At 47.4% G+C, this 20194-nt stretch carries 21 protein-coding genes; 10 read left to right on the top strand and 11 right to left on the bottom strand.

From position 1 onward, the window contains the following. Positions 1 to 233 precede the first annotated feature (233 nt). From RSJ68_10500 to RSJ68_10485, 4 genes are all read right to left on the bottom strand, one after another. A complete protein-coding gene (locus RSJ68_10500; protein WNU96834.1) occupies positions 234 to 410 on the bottom strand; it encodes a hypothetical protein in 177 nt (58 codons plus the stop codon). 432 nt (positions 411 to 842) lie between these two features. Next, the gene (locus RSJ68_10495) at positions 843 to 947 is read right to left on the bottom strand and encodes a bacteriocin (GenBank protein WNU96833.1); all 105 of its coding nucleotides are present in this window, start codon (positions 945 to 947) and stop codon (positions 843 to 845) included. A 472-nt stretch (positions 948 to 1419) separates the two neighbouring features. Beyond that, positions 1420 to 1650 carry a Blp family class II bacteriocin gene (locus tag RSJ68_10490; protein ID WNU96832.1) on the bottom strand — a complete coding sequence of 77 codons (231 nt, stop codon included), beginning with the start codon at positions 1648 to 1650 and terminating at the stop codon, positions 1420 to 1422. Between the two features lie 147 nt (positions 1651 to 1797). After that, on the bottom strand, positions 1798 to 1971 hold the full coding sequence (locus RSJ68_10485; GenBank protein ID WNU96831.1) for a hypothetical protein: 174 nt from the start codon (positions 1969 to 1971) through the stop codon (positions 1798 to 1800). A gap of 422 nt (positions 1972 to 2393) precedes the next feature. Here RSJ68_10485 and RSJ68_10480 point away from each other — a divergent pair, with 422 nt between their 5' ends. Further along, entirely contained in the window at positions 2394 to 3731 is a 1338-nt protein-coding gene (locus RSJ68_10480) for a TolC family protein (protein WNU96830.1), read from the top strand. Positions 3732 to 3877: 146 nt separating this feature from the next. Here the strand turns inward: RSJ68_10480 and RSJ68_10475 are convergent, their stop codons facing one another. From RSJ68_10475 to RSJ68_10465, 3 genes are all read right to left on the bottom strand, one after another. Then, the gene (locus RSJ68_10475; protein ID WNU96829.1) at positions 3878 to 4207 is read right to left on the bottom strand and encodes an FKBP-type peptidyl-prolyl cis-trans isomerase; all 330 of its coding nucleotides are present in this window, start codon (positions 4205 to 4207) and stop codon (positions 3878 to 3880) included. A 160-nt stretch (positions 4208 to 4367) separates the two neighbouring features. Next, positions 4368 to 4628: a hypothetical protein gene (locus tag RSJ68_10470; GenBank protein WNU96828.1), complete on the bottom strand. Its 261-nt coding sequence runs from the start codon at positions 4626 to 4628 to the stop codon at positions 4368 to 4370. Between the two features lie 139 nt (positions 4629 to 4767). Further along, positions 4768 to 5019, bottom strand: coding sequence for a DUF2061 domain-containing protein (locus tag RSJ68_10465; GenBank protein ID WNU96827.1), 252 nt, complete (start codon positions 5017 to 5019; stop codon positions 4768 to 4770). A gap of 129 nt (positions 5020 to 5148) precedes the next feature. Between RSJ68_10465 and RSJ68_10460 the strand changes: the two genes are divergently transcribed. Then, positions 5149 to 6099 carry a D-2-hydroxyacid dehydrogenase gene (locus RSJ68_10460; GenBank protein WNU96826.1) on the top strand — a complete coding sequence of 317 codons (951 nt, stop codon included), beginning with the start codon at positions 5149 to 5151 and terminating at the stop codon, positions 6097 to 6099. Positions 6100 to 6355: 256 nt separating this feature from the next. Here the strand turns inward: RSJ68_10460 and gnd are convergent, their stop codons facing one another. Next, on the bottom strand, positions 6356 to 7804 hold the full coding sequence (gene gnd / locus RSJ68_10455) for a decarboxylating NADP(+)-dependent phosphogluconate dehydrogenase (protein ID WNU96825.1): 1449 nt from the start codon (positions 7802 to 7804) through the stop codon (positions 6356 to 6358). Between the two features lie 478 nt (positions 7805 to 8282). On the opposite strand from gnd, the gene ggt reads away from it, so the two are divergent. Beyond that, complete coding sequence (ggt, locus tag RSJ68_10450) at positions 8283 to 10052, top strand: gamma-glutamyltransferase (GenBank protein ID WNU96824.1); 1770 nt, start codon at positions 8283 to 8285, stop codon at positions 10050 to 10052. A gap of 328 nt (positions 10053 to 10380) precedes the next feature. On the opposite strand, the gene lpxC is transcribed toward ggt, so the two are convergent. Beyond that, positions 10381 to 11295 (bottom strand): UDP-3-O-acyl-N-acetylglucosamine deacetylase, encoded by a 915-nt coding sequence (gene lpxC / locus RSJ68_10445; GenBank protein WNU96823.1) that lies wholly within the window; start codon positions 11293 to 11295, stop codon positions 10381 to 10383. Positions 11296 to 11862: 567 nt separating this feature from the next. Between lpxC and gap the strand changes: the two genes are divergently transcribed. Next, a complete protein-coding gene (gene gap, locus RSJ68_10440; GenBank protein WNU96822.1) occupies positions 11863 to 12867 on the top strand; it encodes a type I glyceraldehyde-3-phosphate dehydrogenase in 1005 nt (334 codons plus the stop codon). A gap of 491 nt (positions 12868 to 13358) precedes the next feature. Here gap and tsaA read toward each other — a convergent pair whose 3' ends face one another. Then, positions 13359 to 14033 carry a tRNA (N6-threonylcarbamoyladenosine(37)-N6)-methyltransferase TrmO gene (tsaA, locus tag RSJ68_10435; GenBank protein WNU96821.1) on the bottom strand — a complete coding sequence of 225 codons (675 nt, stop codon included), beginning with the start codon at positions 14031 to 14033 and terminating at the stop codon, positions 13359 to 13361. 114 nt (positions 14034 to 14147) lie between these two features. On the opposite strand from tsaA, the gene RSJ68_10430 reads away from it, so the two are divergent. The 5 genes from RSJ68_10430 (at position 14148) to RSJ68_10410 (ending at position 18385) form a co-directional block, all read left to right on the top strand. Beyond that, on the top strand, positions 14148 to 14783 hold the full coding sequence (locus tag RSJ68_10430) for a nicotinamidase (protein ID WNU96820.1): 636 nt from the start codon (positions 14148 to 14150) through the stop codon (positions 14781 to 14783). A gap of 36 nt (positions 14784 to 14819) precedes the next feature. Then, a complete protein-coding gene (gene waaC / locus RSJ68_10425) occupies positions 14820 to 15806 on the top strand; it encodes a lipopolysaccharide heptosyltransferase I (GenBank protein WNU96819.1) in 987 nt (328 codons plus the stop codon). 209 nt (positions 15807 to 16015) lie between these two features. Next, complete coding sequence (locus RSJ68_10420) at positions 16016 to 16765, top strand: electron transfer flavoprotein subunit beta/FixA family protein (GenBank protein ID WNU96818.1); 750 nt, start codon at positions 16016 to 16018, stop codon at positions 16763 to 16765. Positions 16766 to 16775: 10 nt separating this feature from the next. Then, the gene (locus RSJ68_10415; GenBank protein ID WNU96817.1) at positions 16776 to 17711 is read left to right on the top strand and encodes an electron transfer flavoprotein subunit alpha/FixB family protein; all 936 of its coding nucleotides are present in this window, start codon (positions 16776 to 16778) and stop codon (positions 17709 to 17711) included. 62 nt (positions 17712 to 17773) lie between these two features. After that, the gene (locus RSJ68_10410; GenBank protein WNU96816.1) at positions 17774 to 18385 is read left to right on the top strand and encodes a YigZ family protein; all 612 of its coding nucleotides are present in this window, start codon (positions 17774 to 17776) and stop codon (positions 18383 to 18385) included. 49 nt (positions 18386 to 18434) lie between these two features. Here RSJ68_10410 and RSJ68_10405 read toward each other — a convergent pair whose 3' ends face one another. Further along, positions 18435 to 18755 (bottom strand): DUF4298 domain-containing protein, encoded by a 321-nt coding sequence (locus tag RSJ68_10405; protein ID WNU96815.1) that lies wholly within the window; start codon positions 18753 to 18755, stop codon positions 18435 to 18437. 158 nt (positions 18756 to 18913) lie between these two features. Here RSJ68_10405 and purD point away from each other — a divergent pair, with 158 nt between their 5' ends. After that, positions 18914 to 20185 (top strand): phosphoribosylamine--glycine ligase, encoded by a 1272-nt coding sequence (purD, locus tag RSJ68_10400; protein WNU96814.1) that lies wholly within the window; start codon positions 18914 to 18916, stop codon positions 20183 to 20185. The last annotated feature ends 9 nt before the right edge of the window (positions 20186 to 20194 follow it).

Below are 20194 nucleotides of genomic sequence, written 5' to 3'. Positions count from 1 at the left end.
AACCACGCCCGAAACCGCCGCATTTTTCAATAATTTTTTGGTGTTTTTTTCAATCTTCTTCATAGTCCTACTTCCTTTTCGACAAATGGCAATAAATAACAGTCATGGCAAGGATGACGATTGTCCAGAATATATTGGTTTTTGTAGGCTTCAGGCAGCATGGGGTAAACAAACCAATGCAGAACAGAAAATAACGCTGTATATAAGAAAACCTTGAAGGAAAGATAAATTTTTCACATTTTCCAATAATTTAAAATTGTAATGACCATTCCGACCAACATGATTGCCATACCGATATAGAATACTTTTTTATTTTTAACAATCACAGTTTCGACCAATCCTAACTTCACAAGAATTATAGAGAGCAAAGCAAGGAATATTCCTATTGATAAAATAATATATTCTTCCACAAATATCCTTACATCAGACAGAATACGGCAAAGACATATTTGCACACAGTCAAAACAGCCCGAAACCGCTTGCCTTTACCAAAAATCCGATCGCCGTCCATACGATAAACCGTTCCTACCTACTCTTCCGTTCGGTTTTTCAAAAGTTTTTCGCCCGCCAAGGTCATGAGAAATATAAACATTGCCGATAAAAAACCAAGCAATAGCGAACGGGATAAAGCGTATTTGGAAAAAAAATAATACACCGCAGACAAGACGGCGAATACGGCAAAATCCAAAAACAATATCGATTTCAAGCTGCGCTTTTTATTCATCTCAATTTCCCAAAGCCATTCCAAACAACATGTCGTCTGAAAAGATCCTGTCCGTCAAAGCAACCGCATGGGCATCCTTACCTAAACGGTTGCACCTTCGGGGCAGAACCTTATCCGATCAAAACCATCTCATCCACGGAAAATTGATGACAGGAAGGACGCAGCCTCCTTCGGTAATACCGCCGGAAATTTTTTCCAAATCTTTGATGTCCAATTGTTTCATAACGAACTCCTTAAACCGATAAACTAAAATATTGTTCACATCATTGATGCAGCATATAAAATTCAAATCAATTCAAACTGTGCAAGCCTATTGCGACACCGGATATAAACCCTACAATTCCCAAGAATATGGAATATATCTGCAACTATCATTTGTTTTTTATTCATAAACTATAATAATTTAAATTTTAAAATTATGTATTATTGTTTTTTATGTATTTTTTCCAAAGTTCAGTAAGTATAATGTATACAATGGTTGCAATGGCAGAAGTCAGAAATATCCTTGGTAATTGCCAATTATTAGCTAAATACATCGCTAATGAAAAAATAAGAAAGAAAATTATATATGTCAATGTCTTCATAATATTACCCTAACTATCTGATTATTATAAAATTCTAGAAAGTTTCCGGATGTGGTAATTTCTACCGCATCCGGAAATACTATAAGGCTTTAGTTATTTGCCTTAAGTTGTTTACCACCAACCGGTTGCCAAATAAGTTCCAGCCCCTACAACAGCTCCAATACCTGCACCAGGAATAGCTCCTACACCACCTTCAAATGAGCCCGCAATAGCACCACCTACAGCACCACTTGCTGTACTTCTACCAAACTCTTTCCAGCTCCAAGCACCGCCTGCAATCAGGTTCAATTCATCCATAGTCAATTCACGGACAAAAGATTCGTTCATAGCTAAAGTTTGCATAATAATCTCCTAAAGATTAAGTTTTACAAAAGGCATAAAGCCCGGTTAAAACCGGAAGGCGGCTCTCCGCCTCCCGTCTTACGGAGAAAGAAAATATTTCTGCGAAAAATGTTTTCTTTCTCTGTATCCTTATACCGAATCTATGATTCAGTTGTTGCGCACGGCTTCGCGGGCTTCTTTCCATGCGTCGTTCAAAGCGTCGCCGGCTTTGGAGAAGCCGTTGCCCATTTCTTTCCAAAAATCTTTCCAGTCTTTTCGGAAATCTTTGAAATTGTAACCGCCGGCTACTTGTTCCAATTCGTGCTGTTTCAGATCTTTCATGATTATTACCTCATATCACGTTGATTAATAAGGATGTAACGGCTTTTATGTTTTCCCGTTTCATCGGTTGCGTGTTAGTGGGACAGAGACAAATGGGAATTAGTTCTGTTTAATTTTGCACGAATACGCAAAGATAATTTAAGTTATCATTACCATATTTGAATCAAAATCTTTTTACCTTACCCTTTAAAGGCAATATCTTAAATAACGCAGTTTCGGTTATTTGCCTTTTTAAGATAAACACATAATTAAATCTTATATCTTTACAAACATTAATTATTAGAAAATCAGAATTATAGTTTTTCAATGCCGTATGATAATTTTCATCTTTTTTTTATAGCGTTGTAATATTTTTTATCCGAGAAAACTATTTTAGAAAATATATCCACTAATTATTTTATTTTTAGGAAATAATACTAGTCATGTCTGATATTAAATTGACGTTTTGGTGCGTTTTACCTGTTTGCCTGATTTCCCCTGCCGCTCATTCTTTCACGCTGTTTGATGCTTGGCAGGCTGCATTGGAATATTCCGCCGATTATTCTGCGGCAAAATACGAACGCGATGCTGAAGCGGCGAAAAAGGTACAGGCCCGGGCAGAGCTTCTGCCTCAGACAAGCGCCAATTACCAATATCAGAAACAGCCTTATTCGCTATCTTTCAATACCCAAAGCAACGGTTGGAATGTCCAAATCAGCCAAGTATTGTTCGACCGCAGCAAATTTGCTCAATACAAACAGGGGAAATTGGCTGAAGAGATGGCGGATATCCGGTTGGACAACAGCGGTAACGAACTGCGGATAGAAGTGGCAAATGCCTATTTTGATGTATTGATGTATAGGGACAAGCTGCGGGCGGTCCGCGCGGAAAAAGAAGCTTATGAAAAACAGGTCAAGCGCGCACAGGAAATGTTCCGTCAAGGAGCGGCTACGGTGTTGGATACCCATGAGGCCATGTCGGGCTACGACAATGCGCTGGCTAAAGAAGTAGATACGCTGACCAGGCTGAAAACGTCGGAAAGCACGCTTGCCAATCTGACAGGGCTGAATCCTGACGAAATTACCGTTTTGAATATGAAGGGCGGGAACGAACCTGTCGATTTATTGGACAATTCCCAAGAACAGGAATGGCAGGCCTTGGCGCAGGCGCATAATCCGGAATGGCAGTTGCAGCGTAAGAATCTGGAAAACGCGCAGCAGGAAGTAAAGGCCGCAAAAGGAACAAGGATGCCGACGGTAACTGTCAACGGTGGTTATACGGACAGCAGGGGCACTTACCACTACGATTACAGTGCATACGGTGCGGGCAGTTTCGACCAAGATTACCGAAGCAAAGGGGCAACATTCAATATACAGGTCAGCATGCCGCTTTTTACGGGCGGCAAAATATCGGGCCGAATCAAGGAAGCCGCATCGCGCGAGATGCAGCAACGCGAGCTGCTGACGGCAGCCGAACGTAAAACCCGCCTTGCCGTCAAACAGGCGTATGACACGATCCGCAGCAATAAAATTCAGATTACGGCTCAACAGCGCCTTTTAGAAAGCAACCGTGCCAAGCTGGAAGCAACCCGTTTGGGACGGCAGGTCGGTATCCGTAACAATCTGGAGGAAATACAGGCGCAACAGGCGGCATCGGATGCAGAACAAAAACTCGCCGAAGCCAAATACGGCTATATCAAGGCTTATTTGCAACTGTTGCAAAGCGCAGGCGTATTGGGAGACGAAAACCGCATCCGCAGGCTGAGTGCGGCTTTGTTTTAATTTCGAAAATTTGTAGAACCATTAAAACAGGATTTCACTAAAGCAATATGAGATACAAAAAAGTCGTCTGAAAACCTCAACATTCGGTTTTCAGACGACCTTTCGCCCAGTTCAAAGCAGAAAATTCATCCTGACGCCGTCAGGCATTATTCATAAACTTTCAACAGCTCTACTTCAAACACCAACGTTGCGTTAGGCGGAATCACGCCGCCCGCGCCGCGTGCGCCGTAGCCCATTTCGGCGGGAATGGTCAGCTTGCGTTTGCCGCCTTCCTTCATGCCGCCGAAACCTTCGTCCCAGCCTTGAATGACCTGACCCACGCCCAGCGTAATTGTCAGCGGCTGACGGCGGTCGAGGCTGGAGTCGAATTTGGTGCCGTCTTCCAGCCAACCGGTGTAATGCACGGTAATTTCCTTGCCTTTCACGGCCTCTTTGCCGTGGCCTTCCTGCAAATCTTCAATAATCAAACCGCTCATGTTTTATCCTTTCATAGCGTTTTCAATCAGTTAACAATATCGACTCTTCGATATTCCGCGCTGAAGGGTATCATAGCTGCCGTTTCCGATAAAGCAAAAGGTCGTCTGAAAACGGATGGGTACGTTTTCAGACGACCTTTCAACTTCAACTGATGGGCAATCAATTTGAGCCGTTTTGCAACGAGCGGGCATAGGTGTCGTTGTAGCCGATGCCGGTGATTTCGCGCACGCCTGTGGCAGGTGCGGTGAATTTCACGCGGTCATCATCTTTACGCATATCGTGCGCGTCGTGATATTCGACTTGGGTTAAGCCCGGAATGGGGCCGGAGTCGTTGGCATGGTTCCATTCAGGAATGCGGCTGTCAGCGAAAGATGCTGCGGCGGCAACGGCGATGAGGGAGGCGAAGAGTGCTTTTTTCATGATTACTTTCCTTATGATGTTGAGTATTAAGATGAACTGTATAGGCGTTCAAGCGATGGAAAGCATTTTATTGGTTTCGTTTTGATTGATAAATATCGATTTTGTTGAAAGAATATTTACTAATAAGAAACAATATACCCTATCCCGTTTTCAGACGACCTTCGGACAAGACTTGTCCACAATGGTGCAGCGGCGTAGCCCATTCTTGTTTTACGGTTTTATTTTTTTCGTAGCGTCGCCATGCTTTTTCGTGGAAATAGAAAACGACGGTGTTGGCAAGCGGCTCGACCAGCGCGACTGCGCTTGAGATGCCGATGCTGCCGGTCAAAATATAGGCAACGCCAAACGCGGTGGCGAAATGTAAAATGGCAAAGGTCATGGTTTTAATCATGATGGTTTCCTGATATGGTGATGTCTGTATGATTCGGATAATAACCATTCTCAACTACGCCGTATCTTTTGAATATTTCATTCAAAATTAGTTTATTTAAATCATTATTTTATTTTTGATAGGTGAAATATGAATCCACTGTGCATTGCCGTTCTCGACCGCGACACGCTTGCCGACCGTCCGTTTGACTTTGATTTTCCGCATACTTTAAGCAGCTATGGTTCGACTGAGGCGCATCAGACCGCCGAGCGCATACAGGGCGCGGACATCATCATTACCAACAAAGTCGTGATTTCCGCCGAACACATCGCCGCCAACCCGCAGCTCAAACTGATTGCGCTAGCCGCGACGGGCGTCAACAATGTTGACCTTGCTGCCGCCAAGCAAGCGGGCGTGAGCGTGTGCAACATCCGCGCTTACGGCAATGAATCCGTGGCGGAACACGCGTTTATGATGATGATTACCCTGATGCGCAACCTGCCTGCCTATCAGCGAGACGTTGCAGCAGGCTTGTGGGAAAACTCGCCGTTTTTCTGCCACCTCGGCGCACCGATGCGCGATTTGAACGGCAAAACACTGGCGATTTTCGGTCGCGGCAACATCGGACAGACGCTGGCAACTTATGCACAGGCGTTCAAAATGAAGGTCGTGTTTGTCGAACACAAACACGCCGAAACCGTCCGCGACGGCTACGTTTCCTTTGACGAAGCCGTCCGCACTGCCGACGCGCTGTCGCTGCATTGCCCGCTCACGCCGCAAACGGAAAATATGATAGGCGAAGCCGAGTTGCAACAGATGAAGCCCGGCGCCATCCTCATCAACTGCGGGCGCGGCGGCTTGGTTGATGAAGCCGCTTTGGTTGCGGCGTTGAAATACGGCCAAATCGGCGGGGCAGGTTTTGACGTGTTAACACAAGAGCCGCCGCGCGACGGCAACCCTCTGCTGAAAGCTCGACTGCCCAACCTCATTGTCACGCCACACATTGCATGGGCAAGCCAAGAGGCCGCCAACCGTCTGTTTGACATCCTTGTGGACAACATCAACCGCTTCGTCGCAGGCAATCCGCAGAATCTGGTTTGATGCCGATAACCCTAGTCCTGTTGATAATTTTGTGAACAATTTAAAAGGTCGTCTGAAAATTTTCAGATGACCTTTTTGTATGTTGATAGTTTTCAATGAATTAGATTTGGTTTGATTGAATTGGGATGAAGTTCAGATTGTGGATAAGTTGTGAGCAATCCGTGGATTTTATCAAAAACCGATGCTTTCAAACGGCAAAGGTCGTCTGAAACCAAAATTTTGGTTTTCAGACGACCTTTTCGCTGATTCAGACAAATCAAATATCGTAAGTGGTCGATGCCGTATCGCCGCCTTTGCCTGTCCAGTTGGTGTGGAAGAACTCGCCGCGCGGTTTGTCGGTGCGCTCGTAGGTGTGCGCGCCGAAGTAGTCGCGTTGGGCTTGCAGCAGGTTGGCGGGCAGGCGTTCGGTAGTGTAGCCGTCGAGGAAGGTAATCGCGGAAGCCATGCAGGGCATAGGGATACCGCATTCGATGGCTTTGGCGACAACTTTGCGCCATGCGGGCAGGCAGTTTTCCAATACGCCTTTGAAATAGGGATCGGAACCCAAGAACACTAAATCGGGATTGGCTTCGTATGCGTCGCGGATGTTGCCCAAGAACGCGCTGCGGATGATGCAGCCTTCGCGCCACAGAAGGGCGGTGTTGCCGTAGTTCAATGCCCAATCGTTGTTTTCGCTGGCTTCGCGGATGAGCATGAAGCCTTGTGCGTAGGAGATGATTTTGGATGCCAACAACGCTTGGCGCAGGGCTTCGACCCATGTGGCCTTGTCGCCGTCAACGGGGGTAACGGTTTTGCCGAACAAGCGGCCGGTTTGAACGCGTTGGTCTTTGAACGCGGACACACAGCGGGCGAATACGGCTTCGGAAATCAGCGTCAGCGGGATGCCCAAATCGAGGGCGTTGATGCCGGTCCATTTGCCTGTGCCTTTTTGTCCGGCGGTATCGAGGATTTTTTCGACCAAAGGTTCGCCGTTTTCGTCTTTATAGCCCAAAATCGCGGCTGTAATTTCAATCAGGTAGGAATCCAGCTCGGTTTGGTTCCATTCGCTGAAAATGCGGTGCATTTCGTCGTAGCTCAGACCCAAGCCGTCTTTCATGAATTGGTAGGCTTCACAAATCAACTGCATATCGCCGTATTCGATGCCGTTGTGCACCATTTTGACGAAATGGCCTGCGCCGTCGCGGCCGACCCAGTCACAGCAGGGTTCGCCTTGCGGGGTTTTGGCGGCAATGGCTTGGAAAATGGGTTTGACGGCAGGCCATGCGGCTTCGTCGCCGCCGGGCATAATGGACGGGCCGTGACGCGCGCCTTCTTCGCCGCCGGAAACGCCCGCGCCGATAAAGCGGATGCCTTTTGCCGCCAGCTCGTGGGTGCGGCGGGTGGAATCGGGATAGTTGGCGTTGCCGCCGTCAATAATAATGTCGCCTTGTTCCAAAAGCGGGACAAGTTGCTCGATAAAGTCGTCAACGACAGAACCTGCGCGTACCATCATCATGATTTTGCGCGGTTTTTCCAGTTTATCCACTAAATCTTGCAATGAATAGGCACCGATAATGTTGGTGCCTTTGGCTGCGCCGTTGAGAAAATCGTCTACTTTAGCAGTGGTCCGGTTGTACGCCACGACTTTGAAACCGTGATCATTCATATTCAAAATCAAATTTTGACCCATAACGGCCAAGCCGATGACGCCGATATCGCCTTTCATTGATGGAAGCTCCATTATTAATTTAATTTATCAGCCGTAACTCTATCTGATTTACAGAGGTTTAACAATCCTTAACTATCTAATTTTTTGAAAAGATGCCTTTACGTTGCGGGCTTTGGCTGCGCGTTGGGAAACAAACTATAAATAAGATTTTAAATAATAAATAGATGATTATATTGAGTCGCGCATTTGCTTGTGCATAACTTTAATTCCTAATTTAGTTCAATAAGTTGAATGCAGACTTTGGATGCGGATAAACTGACGTTTGCCTTGTTTGCAGATGTGGATAATTTTGAAATTTAGTTTTTATTTGTGTATAACTTTCTGGCTATACACACAGCCTGCCGGTTTTATACCGGGCTTGAATGGAACTGTATGACGAGATAAAGAGTCCAATCAGTTTTCATGTTTCAGGCGACCTTTTGTGTTTTTCAACCGCAGGTCGTCTGAAAAATATCTCAACTAAAAGGGAGCAGATATGAAATTTTCCTTTAGCTTAAACCTGTTGGCTGTTTTGGTTTTGGCAGCGTGCGCGCACCAGCCGATGCAGAAACCTGATGCCGCGCCTGTGCCGACGGCTGTGGATAACCATGCGCCGGAACAAGGGACGGGGCTGACCGAGCAGAAATTGATCCGCGCCAAACATTATATGGCGGCGTCTGCCAATCCGTTGGCGACAGAGGCGGGATATGAGGTTTTGAAACGCGGCGGCAGCGCGATAGATGCGATGATCGCCATGCAGACAACCTTGGGTCTGACCGAACCGCAGTCTTCCGGTTTGGGCGGCGGCGCGTTTTTGGTGTATTGGGACAATAAGGCGAAAAAACTGACGACGTTTGATGCCCGAGAAACGGCGCCGAAAGCGGCAACGCCGGCGCTTTTCTTGGATGAAAACGGCAAGCCGATGGGCTTTATGAACGCAGTGGTCGGCGGCCGTTCGGTCGGTGTGCCGGGGATTCCGAAGCTGCTGGAAGATGTCCACAAGCGTTACGGCAAATTGCCTTGGGCAAGTCTGTTTGACAAACCGATTGCTTTGGCGGAACAAGGCTTTACCGTTTCACCGCGCATGGCGAAATCCATCGAGCAAAATTTGGAGCCTTTGAAACGTTATCCGAAAACCGCCGCGTATTTCCTGCCCGACGGCAAGCCTTTGGCAGCGGGAACGGTGTTGAAAAACCCTGAATTTGCCCGCTCCGTACGCCTTTTGGCGGAAAAAGGCAGTGCGCCGTTTTATCAAGGGGCGCAGGCGCAGAATATTGTCCGTGCCGTTACCGGCGCTGTGGATAACCCCGGCAAAATCAGCATGACGGATTTGAAAAACTACCGCGTTATCGAGCGCGAACCGGTTTGCGCGCCGTATCGTGAATACGAAGTCTGCGGCATGGGCGCGCCAAGTTCGGGTGCGATTGCTTTGGGTGAGATTTTGGGCGTCCTGCAAAATCAGGATATGAAGGCATTAGGCGCGGAAAATATCCACAGTTGGCGCTGGATAGGCGATGCGTCGCGGATTGCGTTTGCCGACCGCGATTATTACGTCGGCGATCCCGCGTTTGTCAACGTCCCGACCCGCGCCCTGATTTCTCAGGCATACCTGAAACCGCGTGCCGAAGAAATCCGCCGATCCGACAAAGCGTTGGAAAACATTCAGGCGGGTCGGGTCGGTAAGGCATACGCGCAGGGCATGGCGGTAGAGCTGCCGTCCACCAGCCATTTGGTGGTTGTGGATAAAGACGGCAACGTCGTGTCGATGACGACTTCGATTGAAAACGCGTTCGGCTCGGGGCTGATGGCAAACGGCTATCTGCTCAACAATGAATTGACCGATTTTGCCTTCAACCCTGTCGGCGCGAACGGTAAAACCGTTGCCAACAGCGTGGCGGGTGGCAAACGGCCGCGTTCTTCAATGGCGCCGACCATTGTGATGAAAGACGGCAAGCCTTATCTGGCGGTCGGTTCGCCGGGCGGCAGCCGTATTATCGGTTTCGTCGCCAAAACGCTGGTGGCACATATCGATTGGGGCATGGACATTCAGGCGGCAATCTCCCTGCCGAATATGCTCAATCGCGGCAGCCAGTATGAAATCGAGGAAAAAACCGCTGCGGCGGACAAAGCGCCAGCATTGGAAAAACTGGGCTACAAAGTCCAAATTCGCGATTTGAATTCCGGCGTACAAGGCATTGTAATCGGCAAAGACGGTTTGCTCGGCGGTGCCGACCCGCGCCGAGAAGGCAAAGTCATGGGCGATTAATCACCGATCGGCTTGTGGATAAAAGGTCGTCTGAAATCCGAATTTGGGTTTTCAGACGACCTTTTTATCGCTGGAGAAAAGCTATGGATAAAATGTGTATAAAATTTGAGAAAAAATATAATCTTTCTATTTTTCAGAAGGATAGATTAGATAGTCATGTGGATAATCATGTCTGAAATATTGGCGGGAGATGGTTTTTTTGTTTCGTTTTATAGAAAAAAGCTCGTCTGAAACCTTGGTTTTAAGATTTCAGACGACCTTCTAAGTTATTCAATAAAAAGGCTGTGGACGAACAATCATCCACAGCCTTTTTGTACGCCGTCTTATCTCAAGCCGCGGGCAGCTCGTGGAAGGCGGACGGCAAATCTTCGTCGTCGGCGAATTCCACCCATTCGTAAGCGGTTTCGTCTGCCAAAACCGCGCGCAATAAAGCGTTGTTGATGGCATGGCCGGATTTGTAGCCCTCAAATGCGCCGATAATCGGGTGTCCGACGATATACAAATCTCCGATGGCATCGAGGATTTTGTGGCGGACGAACTCGTCGGGATAACGCAAACCTTCCGGATTCAAAACGTCCATGTCGTCAATCACAATGGCGTTGTTCAAATTGCCGCCCAGCCCGAGATTGTGGGCGCGCATCATTTCCACTTCGTGCATAAAGCCGAAGGTACGCGCGCGCGCGATTTCGTCGATGTAGGACTTGCCCGCGAAATCGATTTCAAAAGTGGGCGAGCTGCGGTTGAAAACCGGATGGTCGAATTCGATGGTCAGCGTCACTTTAAAGCCTTCATACGGCGTAAAACGCACCCATTTGCCCGCTTCCTTGACTTCGACAGGTTTGAGGATTTTCAAAAACCGTTTTTGCGCCTTTTGATCAACAACGCCCGCATCTTGCAAAAGATAAATAAACGGCAGGCTGGAGCCGTCCATAATCGGGATTTCGGGCGCGTTCAATTCAATCAGTGCATTGTCGATGCCGTAGGCAGATAGCGCGGACATGATGTGTTCGATGGTACCGACGCGCACGCCTTTATCGGTTACGATGGTGGACGACAGGCGCGTATCGTTGATGAGGTAGGGCGTAAGTTTGATGGTTTCGCCCATTTCGCCGTCCAAATCGGTACGGCGGAAGGAAATCCCGCTGTTTTCAGGCGCAGGGTGTAAGGTCAACGCAACCCGTTCGCCCGAATGCAATCCGACGCCGGTTACGCTGATGGATTTTGCCAAAGTTCGTTGCAGCATAAACCGCCTCCTTAGTAATCATTGGTTTGATGTTTGGATAATACGATAAAAAGGAAAAAATAATCCATTATTTTTAATAGTATTTGCTAATGTAGGCGTTTCAGAACAATAGATTTTTCAGACGACCTTTTGTACCGATAAGATTATCCACAATATACCGTGTAATCGAAGTGGACAAATCTGATTTTATCCACAGAAAATTCAAACAATTACAGATTATCCGACTTTGTTCTCACACAAAACAGAACTTGAACGCAGCCTTTAAATGAATACAACAATCTGATTATACAATCAGTAATCAGGTTATCCACAAAATAGGAACGTACTCATCATAATCACCATTTTTTTAAATAATTACATATTAATTTAAAAACCGACCGGAATTTATCCCCAAATATGGATGCAAATCTTGCCAATGTACGTTTTCAGACGACCTATTTCATGGTTTTTTTATTTAAATCAAACATTTTTAAAGTAGCTTCGTGTAATTCTAGGTAGTAGTTTTATTTCAGGATACAATACCCTTACTGAAATTTTTCCCCTTTCCCTACTACAAGGAGTATGAAAATGAGCATCAAAGTAGCGATTAACGGTTTCGGCCGCATCGGCCGTCTGGCATTGCGTCAAATTGAAAAAGCCGAAGGTATCGAAGTCGTCGCCGTCAACGACCTGACCCCTGCCGAAATGCTGCTGCACCTTTTCAAATACGACAGCACCCAAGGCCGATTCCAAGGTACTGCCGAATTGAAAGACGATGCCATCGTGGTGAACGGCAAAGAAATCAAAGTCTTCTCCAATCCGAATCCTGAAGAATTGCCTTGGGGCGATTTGGGCGTGGACGTCGTCCTCGAATGTACCGGCTTCTTTACCAGCAAAACCAAAGCCGAAGCCCACATCCGCGCCGGTGCGCGCAAAGTCGTTATTTCCGCGCCCGGCGGCAATGACGTAAAAACCGTCGTATATGGCGTGAACCAAGACATTTTGGACGGCAGCGAAACCGTTATTTCCGCCGCTTCCTGCACCACCAACTGCCTTGCCCCGATGGCGGCAGTCCTGCAAAAAGAGTTCGGCGTAGTCGAAGGCCTGATGACCACCATCCACGCCTATACCGGCGACCAAAACACCCTTGACGCGCCGCACCGCAAAGGCGATTTGCGCCGCGCCCGCGCCGCCGCGCTCAACATCGTGCCCAACAGCACCGGCGCCGCCAAAGCCATCGGTCTGGTTATCCCCGAATTGAACGGCAAACTCGACGGCTCCGCCCAACGCGTCCCCGTTGCCACCGGCTCGCTGACCGAATTGGTTTCTGTCCTCGAACGCCCCGTAACCAAAGAAGAAATCAACGCTGCGATGAAAGCCGCCGCCAACGAATCTTACGGCTACACCGAAGATCAAATCGTTTCTTCCGACGTCGTCGGCATCGAATACGGCTCGCTCTTCGACGCGACCCAAACCCGCGTGATGACCGTAGGCGACAAACAACTGGTGAAAACCGTCGCTTGGTACGACAACGAAATGTCCTACACCTGCCAACTCGTCCGCACTTTGGAATACTTCGCAGGTAAAATCTAAAAGATTTCGGATTGGGTAAGCCAGTCTGTGGATAAGTAAGAGAAAAGGTCGTCTGAAAACGAGAGTGAACGAGTTTTATTAAACTTGGTATCACATTTTCAGACGACCTTATTTTTTATTTGTAACCTGCACCCTCTCTCGTCTGGCAGGAGAGGATTAGAAAGAGGGTGACTCTACGGGCTGTACGAATTTGCTTTTACCTAAACCCACAAAGCCACCCCCATCCTAACCTTCCCCCGCCAGACGCGGGAAGGGAGACAATTTGTCGTTGCAGCAACGTGTAGCGTGGGCTTTGCCCACGAGATGAATGACACAATGAATGCCCATTCGACTGTTGTCTGATTGGGTTGTCAGGTGGTAGGTTCTACGGGTTCGGTTTATCCAAAGTGTTCATTGAATAAGACCCGTATCGATTGAATAAAAAGGTCGTCTGAAAACCGAAATCTTAGGATTTTCAAACGACCTTTTTCAATGAAATCAATCACTAAATTTTAAATGACACTTATCCCGATAACCGTCGCACGGTTTCCTTCAATTTGAAACCTGACCTCATAATCCTCAATATTCATGACGTAAATCCGTTCGGGAATATTCTGATAGGCGGGGCGCGGGTCTTGGGCTATGCTTTGGCTGATCAGGTTTTGGGTGCTGGCAGATAAATTTTCTGCGCCGATGTTTTCAAGCCATACGACTTCAAGCTCTTCGGGTTTGCCGCTGACGAAGCCGGATGATGCGTCGGGTTTGGATTCGACAAAGGGGATGTAGGGTTTGATGTCGACAATTGGTGTGCCGTCCAGCAGGTCTGCGCCGCTACAATAGAGGCGGACGGGTTTGCCGGTTTCGATGCGTTCGAGTTTTAAGAGCGACAGTCCGAGGTGATTGGGGCGGTGGGGGCTGCGCGTGGCGAATACTCCCATTTTTTGTTTGCCGCCGAGCCGTGGCGGGCGCACCATTTGTGCCCAGCCTTCATCCAGTACGCCGTGAAAGATAAAACTTATCCACACATAATCGAAGTGTTCCAATCCGCGTACGCTGTCTGCGGTAAATTCGGGATTCAGCTCGATACAGACTTCTGCGGCGGGAACCAAGCCGGGCTGACGGGCGACGCCGAATTTCTGTTTGTAGGGCGAGCGGGCGGTGGCGATGGGGACGATGGTGTAAGTCATGAGGATTGTGGACAAGTTTTTTGGGAAAACGTTATCTTATCACAGCCGGTTTTACCGCTTTTGGGCAGTAATTTGTTATAATACAGGGCATTTTAATCGCTTTGAAATGATGAGATGATTGTTTCCATTGATGTTGATGCACAAAAAACTTTTACGCCTTTGTGTCCTAAAGAGCTGCCTGTGAACGAGGGGCATTTGATTGTCGAAGAGTTGAATGCCCAAGCCGCTTTGGCGGATTTGCGCGTGATGACGAAAGATGCGCATCATGCGGCAGCGAAATGGCTTGTGGATAACCCTGTTGATATGTTAAAGCCGACAGGTTTGCCTGATGCGGATTTGACTTGGGTGGCTCATGCGATGGTCGGTACGCGCGGCTATGAATTGTTGGACGGACTGCCTTCTGCCAAAGAATACGATTATTGCGTTTGGAAAGGTGTTGATCCTGAATTGCATCCTTACGGAGCGTGTTTTCACGATATCGAAGAAAAACTGAGCACAGGGCTGATTGAATGGCTGCGTTGTCAAAATACGGATACGGTCATTGTCGGCGGGTTGGCTACGGATTATTGTGTTAAAACAACGGTTTTGCAGTTGCTCAAAGGTAGCAATTGGCAGGTTATCGTTAATGAAGCGGCTTGTCGGGGCATTGCGCCGGATACCATCGAAACGGCATGGCAGGAAATGTGTTCTGCCGGTGCAATTATCTTAAAAAACGCTGAAGAAATTAAAAAATATATTAATAATCAATAAGTTAAAATTGTTTCACGTGAAACACCCTTCCTAAATATGAAAATTTTGCTTGTCCGCTTGTCCAGTATGGGCGATTTAATTCACACTTTGCCCGCAATCGAAGATTTGGCGCGACAATGCCCTGATGTAGAACTGCATTGGCTGTGTGAAGCCGGATTTGCGGATATTGCGCGCCTGCATCCGTTTGTGAAAAAAATCCATGTGATGAAATGGCGGCAATGGCGCAAACATCTTTTTCAAGCAGAAACTTGGCAGGAAATAGGTCGTCTGAAACAGGCTTTGCGGCAGGAAGCATTTGATTTTGTATTGGACAGTCAAGGTCTGATTAAAAGCGCGTGTTTCGCCAAAATGGCAAAATCCTCTATTTATGGTTTGGATAAAAACAGCGCGCGCGAGGGATTGGCTGCGGTTGCGTATGCGAAAACATACGCTGTACCCAAAGGTAAAAATGCCGTTTGGCGCAACCGTGAGCTGTTCGCCCAAGTATTTGGGTATGCTGTGCCTGAAACGCAGGTATTCGGTTTGACTGTTCCCGAAGCAGGTCGTCTGAAAAATTTAGAGCAGCCGTATTATGCGGCTTTGCACGCGACTAGTCGAGACAGTAAGTTATGGTCTATGGAAAACTGGCGGACATTGCTGCAAAAGTTGAATGAAGAACAGCAATGCAATATTTACCTGCCTTGGGGAAATGAAGCTGAAAAAACGCGTGCCGAAAAAATTGCAGATGGGCTGCCGTTTGCTATTGTGTGCGACAAAATGAATTTATTGCAGGCGGCGTATCTGCTGAAACACGCGGTCGGAATTGTTGGTGTGGATACCGGTTTGTTGCATTTGGCAAATGCTTTGGAAAAACCTGTGGTCGGCATTTATACCAATACTGATCCGATTAAAACAGGCGTTCAGGTTTCGCCTATTGCAAAAAATTTGGGCAATATCGGGCAGATTCCGACTGCGGATTTGGTTTATCAAACGTTGATGGATTGTGTGGCTGCTGATGAAGGCTCAAAGGTCGTCTTAAACTGATATAGCGACATGACATTTTCCAGTTTGTTGAGTGTAGGAATGTATATCCTTCAGCCTGAGTAAATGCTTTAAAAATGGTATAATCGGCAATCATTATCTGAAAGATTTCTGAATGAATTCGTTTTTAAGAAAAAACGGATTTGATTTTATAGAGAAGAAGGTTTGGTTTCGCTGGATGGTGAAAGCGACGTTCTTTTTAGGAGAATTCAATGAAAGCACTGGTCGCAGTAAAGCGCGTAGTGGACTACAACGTCAAAGTTCGTGTAAAAGCCGATGGTTCGGATGTGGATATCGGCAATGTCAAAATGTCGATGAATCCGTTTGACGAAATCGCTGTGGAAGAAGCCGTCCGTTTGAAAGAAGCCGGAAAAGTAAGCGAAATCGTAGCGGTTTCTTTGGGCGAGAAAAAATGCGAAGAAACGTTGCGTACAGCTTTGGCGATGGGTGCCGACCGTGCAATTCATGTTGAAACCGATACTAAATTGGAGCCGCTGGCAGTTGCCAAGCTGCTGAAAGCCGTTGCGGACAAAGAAAATCCACAAATTTTCTTTTTGGGCAAACAAGCGATTGATGACGATGCTAACCAAGTGGCGCAAATGCTGGCTGCTTTGCTGAATGCGGCGCAAGGTACGTTCGCGTCCAAAGTACAAATTGAAGGCGACGAAGTGCAGATTGTGCGCGAAATTGATGGCGGCGAAGAAACCCTAGCATTGAAACTGCCTGCTGTTATCAGCGCGGATTTGCGTTTGAACGAGCCGCGCTTTGTCAAACTCCCCAATATTATGGCGGCAAAGAAAAAACCTTTGGAAAAACTGGCTCCTGCTGATTTGGTTGCGGATATTTCACCTCGTCTGAAAACGGTGAAATTTGCCGAGCCTAAAGCGCGTCAGGCAGGCGTTAAAGTGGCAAATGTTGCCGAATTGGTTGAAAAATTGAAAAACGAAGCCAAAGTGATTTGAGGAGACTGAAATGAGCGTATTGATTATTGCTGAACACGACAACAAACAGTTGAATCCTGCCACTTTGCATGCCGTTACCGCTGCTGCCAAACTGGGTAAAGTCGATTTATTGGTTGCCGGAAACGGCGCATCGGCCGTAGTAGAATCCGCGAAACAAGTAGCGGGTGTGGAAAAAGTTTTGGTTGCGGATGCTGCTCATTATGCCGAAGGTTTGGCTGAAGAACTGGCTCCGCTGGTTGTCAAATTGGCGGCGGATTACCGCTATGTTGCAGCAACGGCAACCACATTCGGTAAAAACCTTCTGCCCCGCGTAGCCGCTTTATTAGATGTACCGCAAATTTCTGATTTGACTGCGATTGTGGATAACACGACTTTTGTGCGCCCGATTTATGCAGGGAATGCATTTGAAACCATGCAAGCCGATTCAGAGAAATTGGTGCTGACCTTCCGTGCAACGGCTTTTGACGCAGCTCCGACACAAGGTGGCCATGCTGAGGCGGTTAATGTTGAAGCTACTCCTGCCCAAAACCTGAGCCGTTTTGTGAACCGCCAGCTTTCCCATTCCGATCGTCCTGAATTGACTCAGGCAAAAGTCATTGTCTCCGGTGGCCGTGCGTTGGGTAGTGCGGAAAAATTCAATGAAGTGCTGACACCGTTGGCGGATGTTTTAGGTGCGGCAATCGGTGCATCCCGTGCGGCAGTTGATGCCGAATATGCGCCGAATGACGTACAAGTCGGACAAACCGGTAAAGTGGTTGCACCTCAGCTCTATTTTGCAATCGGTATTTCAGGTGCGATTCAACATGTTGCCGGTATGCAGGACAGTAAAGTGATTGTCGCAATCAACAAAGATGCTGATGCGCCGATTTTCAATGTGGCCGATTACGGATTGGTAGGCGATTTATTCGAAATCGTCCCGCAATTAACAGAAGCATTGAAAAATTGATGTTTCACGTGAAACGTTCAGACGACCTTGTTATTAATGAGGTCGTCTGAAAACATTTCAGCATGATTACGACTTATAAAACCATTACTTCTCCGACGCAGGCTGAGTTTAAAGATAAAGGCAGCCGTTTTATTGCATTTGCCTATCCGATTCGGACATTAGCTGATGTGAAAAAATATCTCGATCCGTTAAAGGAAGAACATCATAAAGCGCGGCATTGGTGCTATGCCTATCGTCTGGGTGTGGATGGTACGCAATTCCGTGCCAACGATGATGGAGAACCGTCAGGAAGCGCGGGTCGGCCGATTTTGGGGCAGATTGATTCGGTGGGCGTAACCGATGTTTTGGTCGTGGTCGTCCGCTATTTCGGCGGTACTTTATTGGGTGTTCCCGGTCTGATACATGCGTATAAAGAGGCAACGGCTCAGGCGTTGGCAGTTGCGGAAGTAGTTGAAAAGAATATTGAAAAAACCGTTTGGCTGAAATGTGAATATCCGTTTTTGAATGAAGCAATACGCATTGCCAAACAATATCAGGCGGATATATTGGAGCAGGATTTACAGTTGGATTGCCGATTGACGGTAAGTTTGTCGTTGGCAAATTATGAGGCCTGTGTTTCGGCTTGGAAGAATACTCGGCAAATTGAATTAAATACGGAAAAGCCTTTTGAATGAAAAGGTCGTCTGAAAATGCTTTGGATGGTATTTCAGACGACCTCTTCTCTCATAAATCTTCTTGCGTATATCTGTCTAAGGCATCGACGCTGGAGCGCAAATATAGCCAGGCTAATTGATGGAATTCTCCCAGCGCGTTCCATAACGCATCCTCACTCATAATGCTGTATTCGCCTTCCGTACTCAAATCCAGTTCTGCCCCGTCCTCAATGGCTTGATGGCACGCCTGATACTCGTGGGTATAAAAATTGTCCATATCGCGAATCAAAGCGACAGCATGTTTCCAACGCCGGATGTCTTCTTCCAATTGCGGTAGTAGATGACACCATTCGCGGTATTTGCTTTGGATTTCATCAATACGTTTTTGCATGGTTGCTTGTCCTTTTTTAATTTTGTGGATAAGTCAAATAGGTTGCAGAGTGGAATGAAGCTGTCTTTTGTTTGATTCCACTAAAATTTCTTCAAATGGGACAAAAGTCCCCTTGTATCGAGTTTTCGTTAAAAGTACATATTTGTCAAGGAGATGGCATGAAACTGCTGGTTATCGGTAATGGCGGTCGCGAACACGCGCTGGCTTGGAAATTGGCGCAGTCGCCCAAAGTGGAAACAGTATTTGTTGCGCCCGGTAATGCCGGTACGGCGATTGAACCCAAGTTGCAAAATATTGCCTTGACTGCGCATCAGGATTTGATTGAATTCTGCCGTAAAGAAAATATTGCTTTTACCGTAGTTGGTCCTGAAGCGCCTTTGGCAGCGGGTATTGTGGATGATTTCCGTACCGCAGGGCTGAAAATATTTGGTCCGACACAATATGCGGCGCAGTTGGAAAGTTCTAAAGATTTCGCCAAAGCATTTATGGCGAAATACAACATTCCAACCGCGCAATATCAAACCTTTGAAAACGCCGATGCTGCACATGATTACGTCAATCAGAAAGGTGCGCCCATCGTCATCAAAGCCGATGGTTTGGCGGCAGGTAAAGGCGTGATTGTGGCAATGACTTTGGATGAAGCGCATGCTGTGATTGACGATATGCTGCTGGCCAACAAAATGGGCAATGCCGGCGCGCGTGTTGTGATCGAAGATTTCCTGCAAGGCGAAGAAGCGAGCTTTATCGTCATGGTTGATGGCAATCATGTATTGCCTATGGCGACCAGCCAAGACCACAAGCGTCTTTTAGACGGCGATAAAGGCCCGAATACGGGCGGTATGGGCGCGTACAGTCCCGCACCTGTGGTAACGCCTGCCGTGTATGAGCGCGCGATGAACGAGATTATTTTGCCGACCGTAGCGGGTATGAAAGCGGAAGGGCATGAGTTTACCGGCTTCCTGTACGCAGGTTTGATGATTGATCAAAGCGGCGCACCTTATACGATTGAGTTTAACTGCCGTTTTGGCGATCCCGAAACCCAGCCGATTATGAGCCGTCTGAACAGCGACTTGTCGGATTTGGTCGAAGCCGCAATAGACGGCAAACTCGATAGCGTAACCGCGGAATGGAACCCGCAAACTGCCGTAGGCGTGGTGCTGGCGGCGCAAAATTACCCCGAAACGCCTAAAAAAGGTGATGTTATTTCCGGTCTGGATGCTGCCAATCAAATCGGCAAAGTTTTCCATGCAGGCACAACGGCAAACGAGAAAGGCGACATATTGACCAACGGAGGCCGTGTATTGTGTGTCGTAGGATTGGGCGACGATGTGGCGCAAGCCAAAGCCAAGGCGTATAGCGCATTGGAAAAAATCAGCTTCAACGGCATGCAATACCGTAAAGACATTGCCGACAAAGCAATCAACCGTTAATCAAAGAAA

The sequence above is a fragment of the Neisseria sp. DTU_2020_1000833_1_SI_GRL_NUU_006 genome (genome assembly GCA_032388755.1).
Lineage (GTDB): Bacteria > Pseudomonadota > Gammaproteobacteria > Burkholderiales > Neisseriaceae > Neisseria > Neisseria sicca_C.
This window is presented reverse-complemented; position numbering and strand designations above follow the sequence as displayed.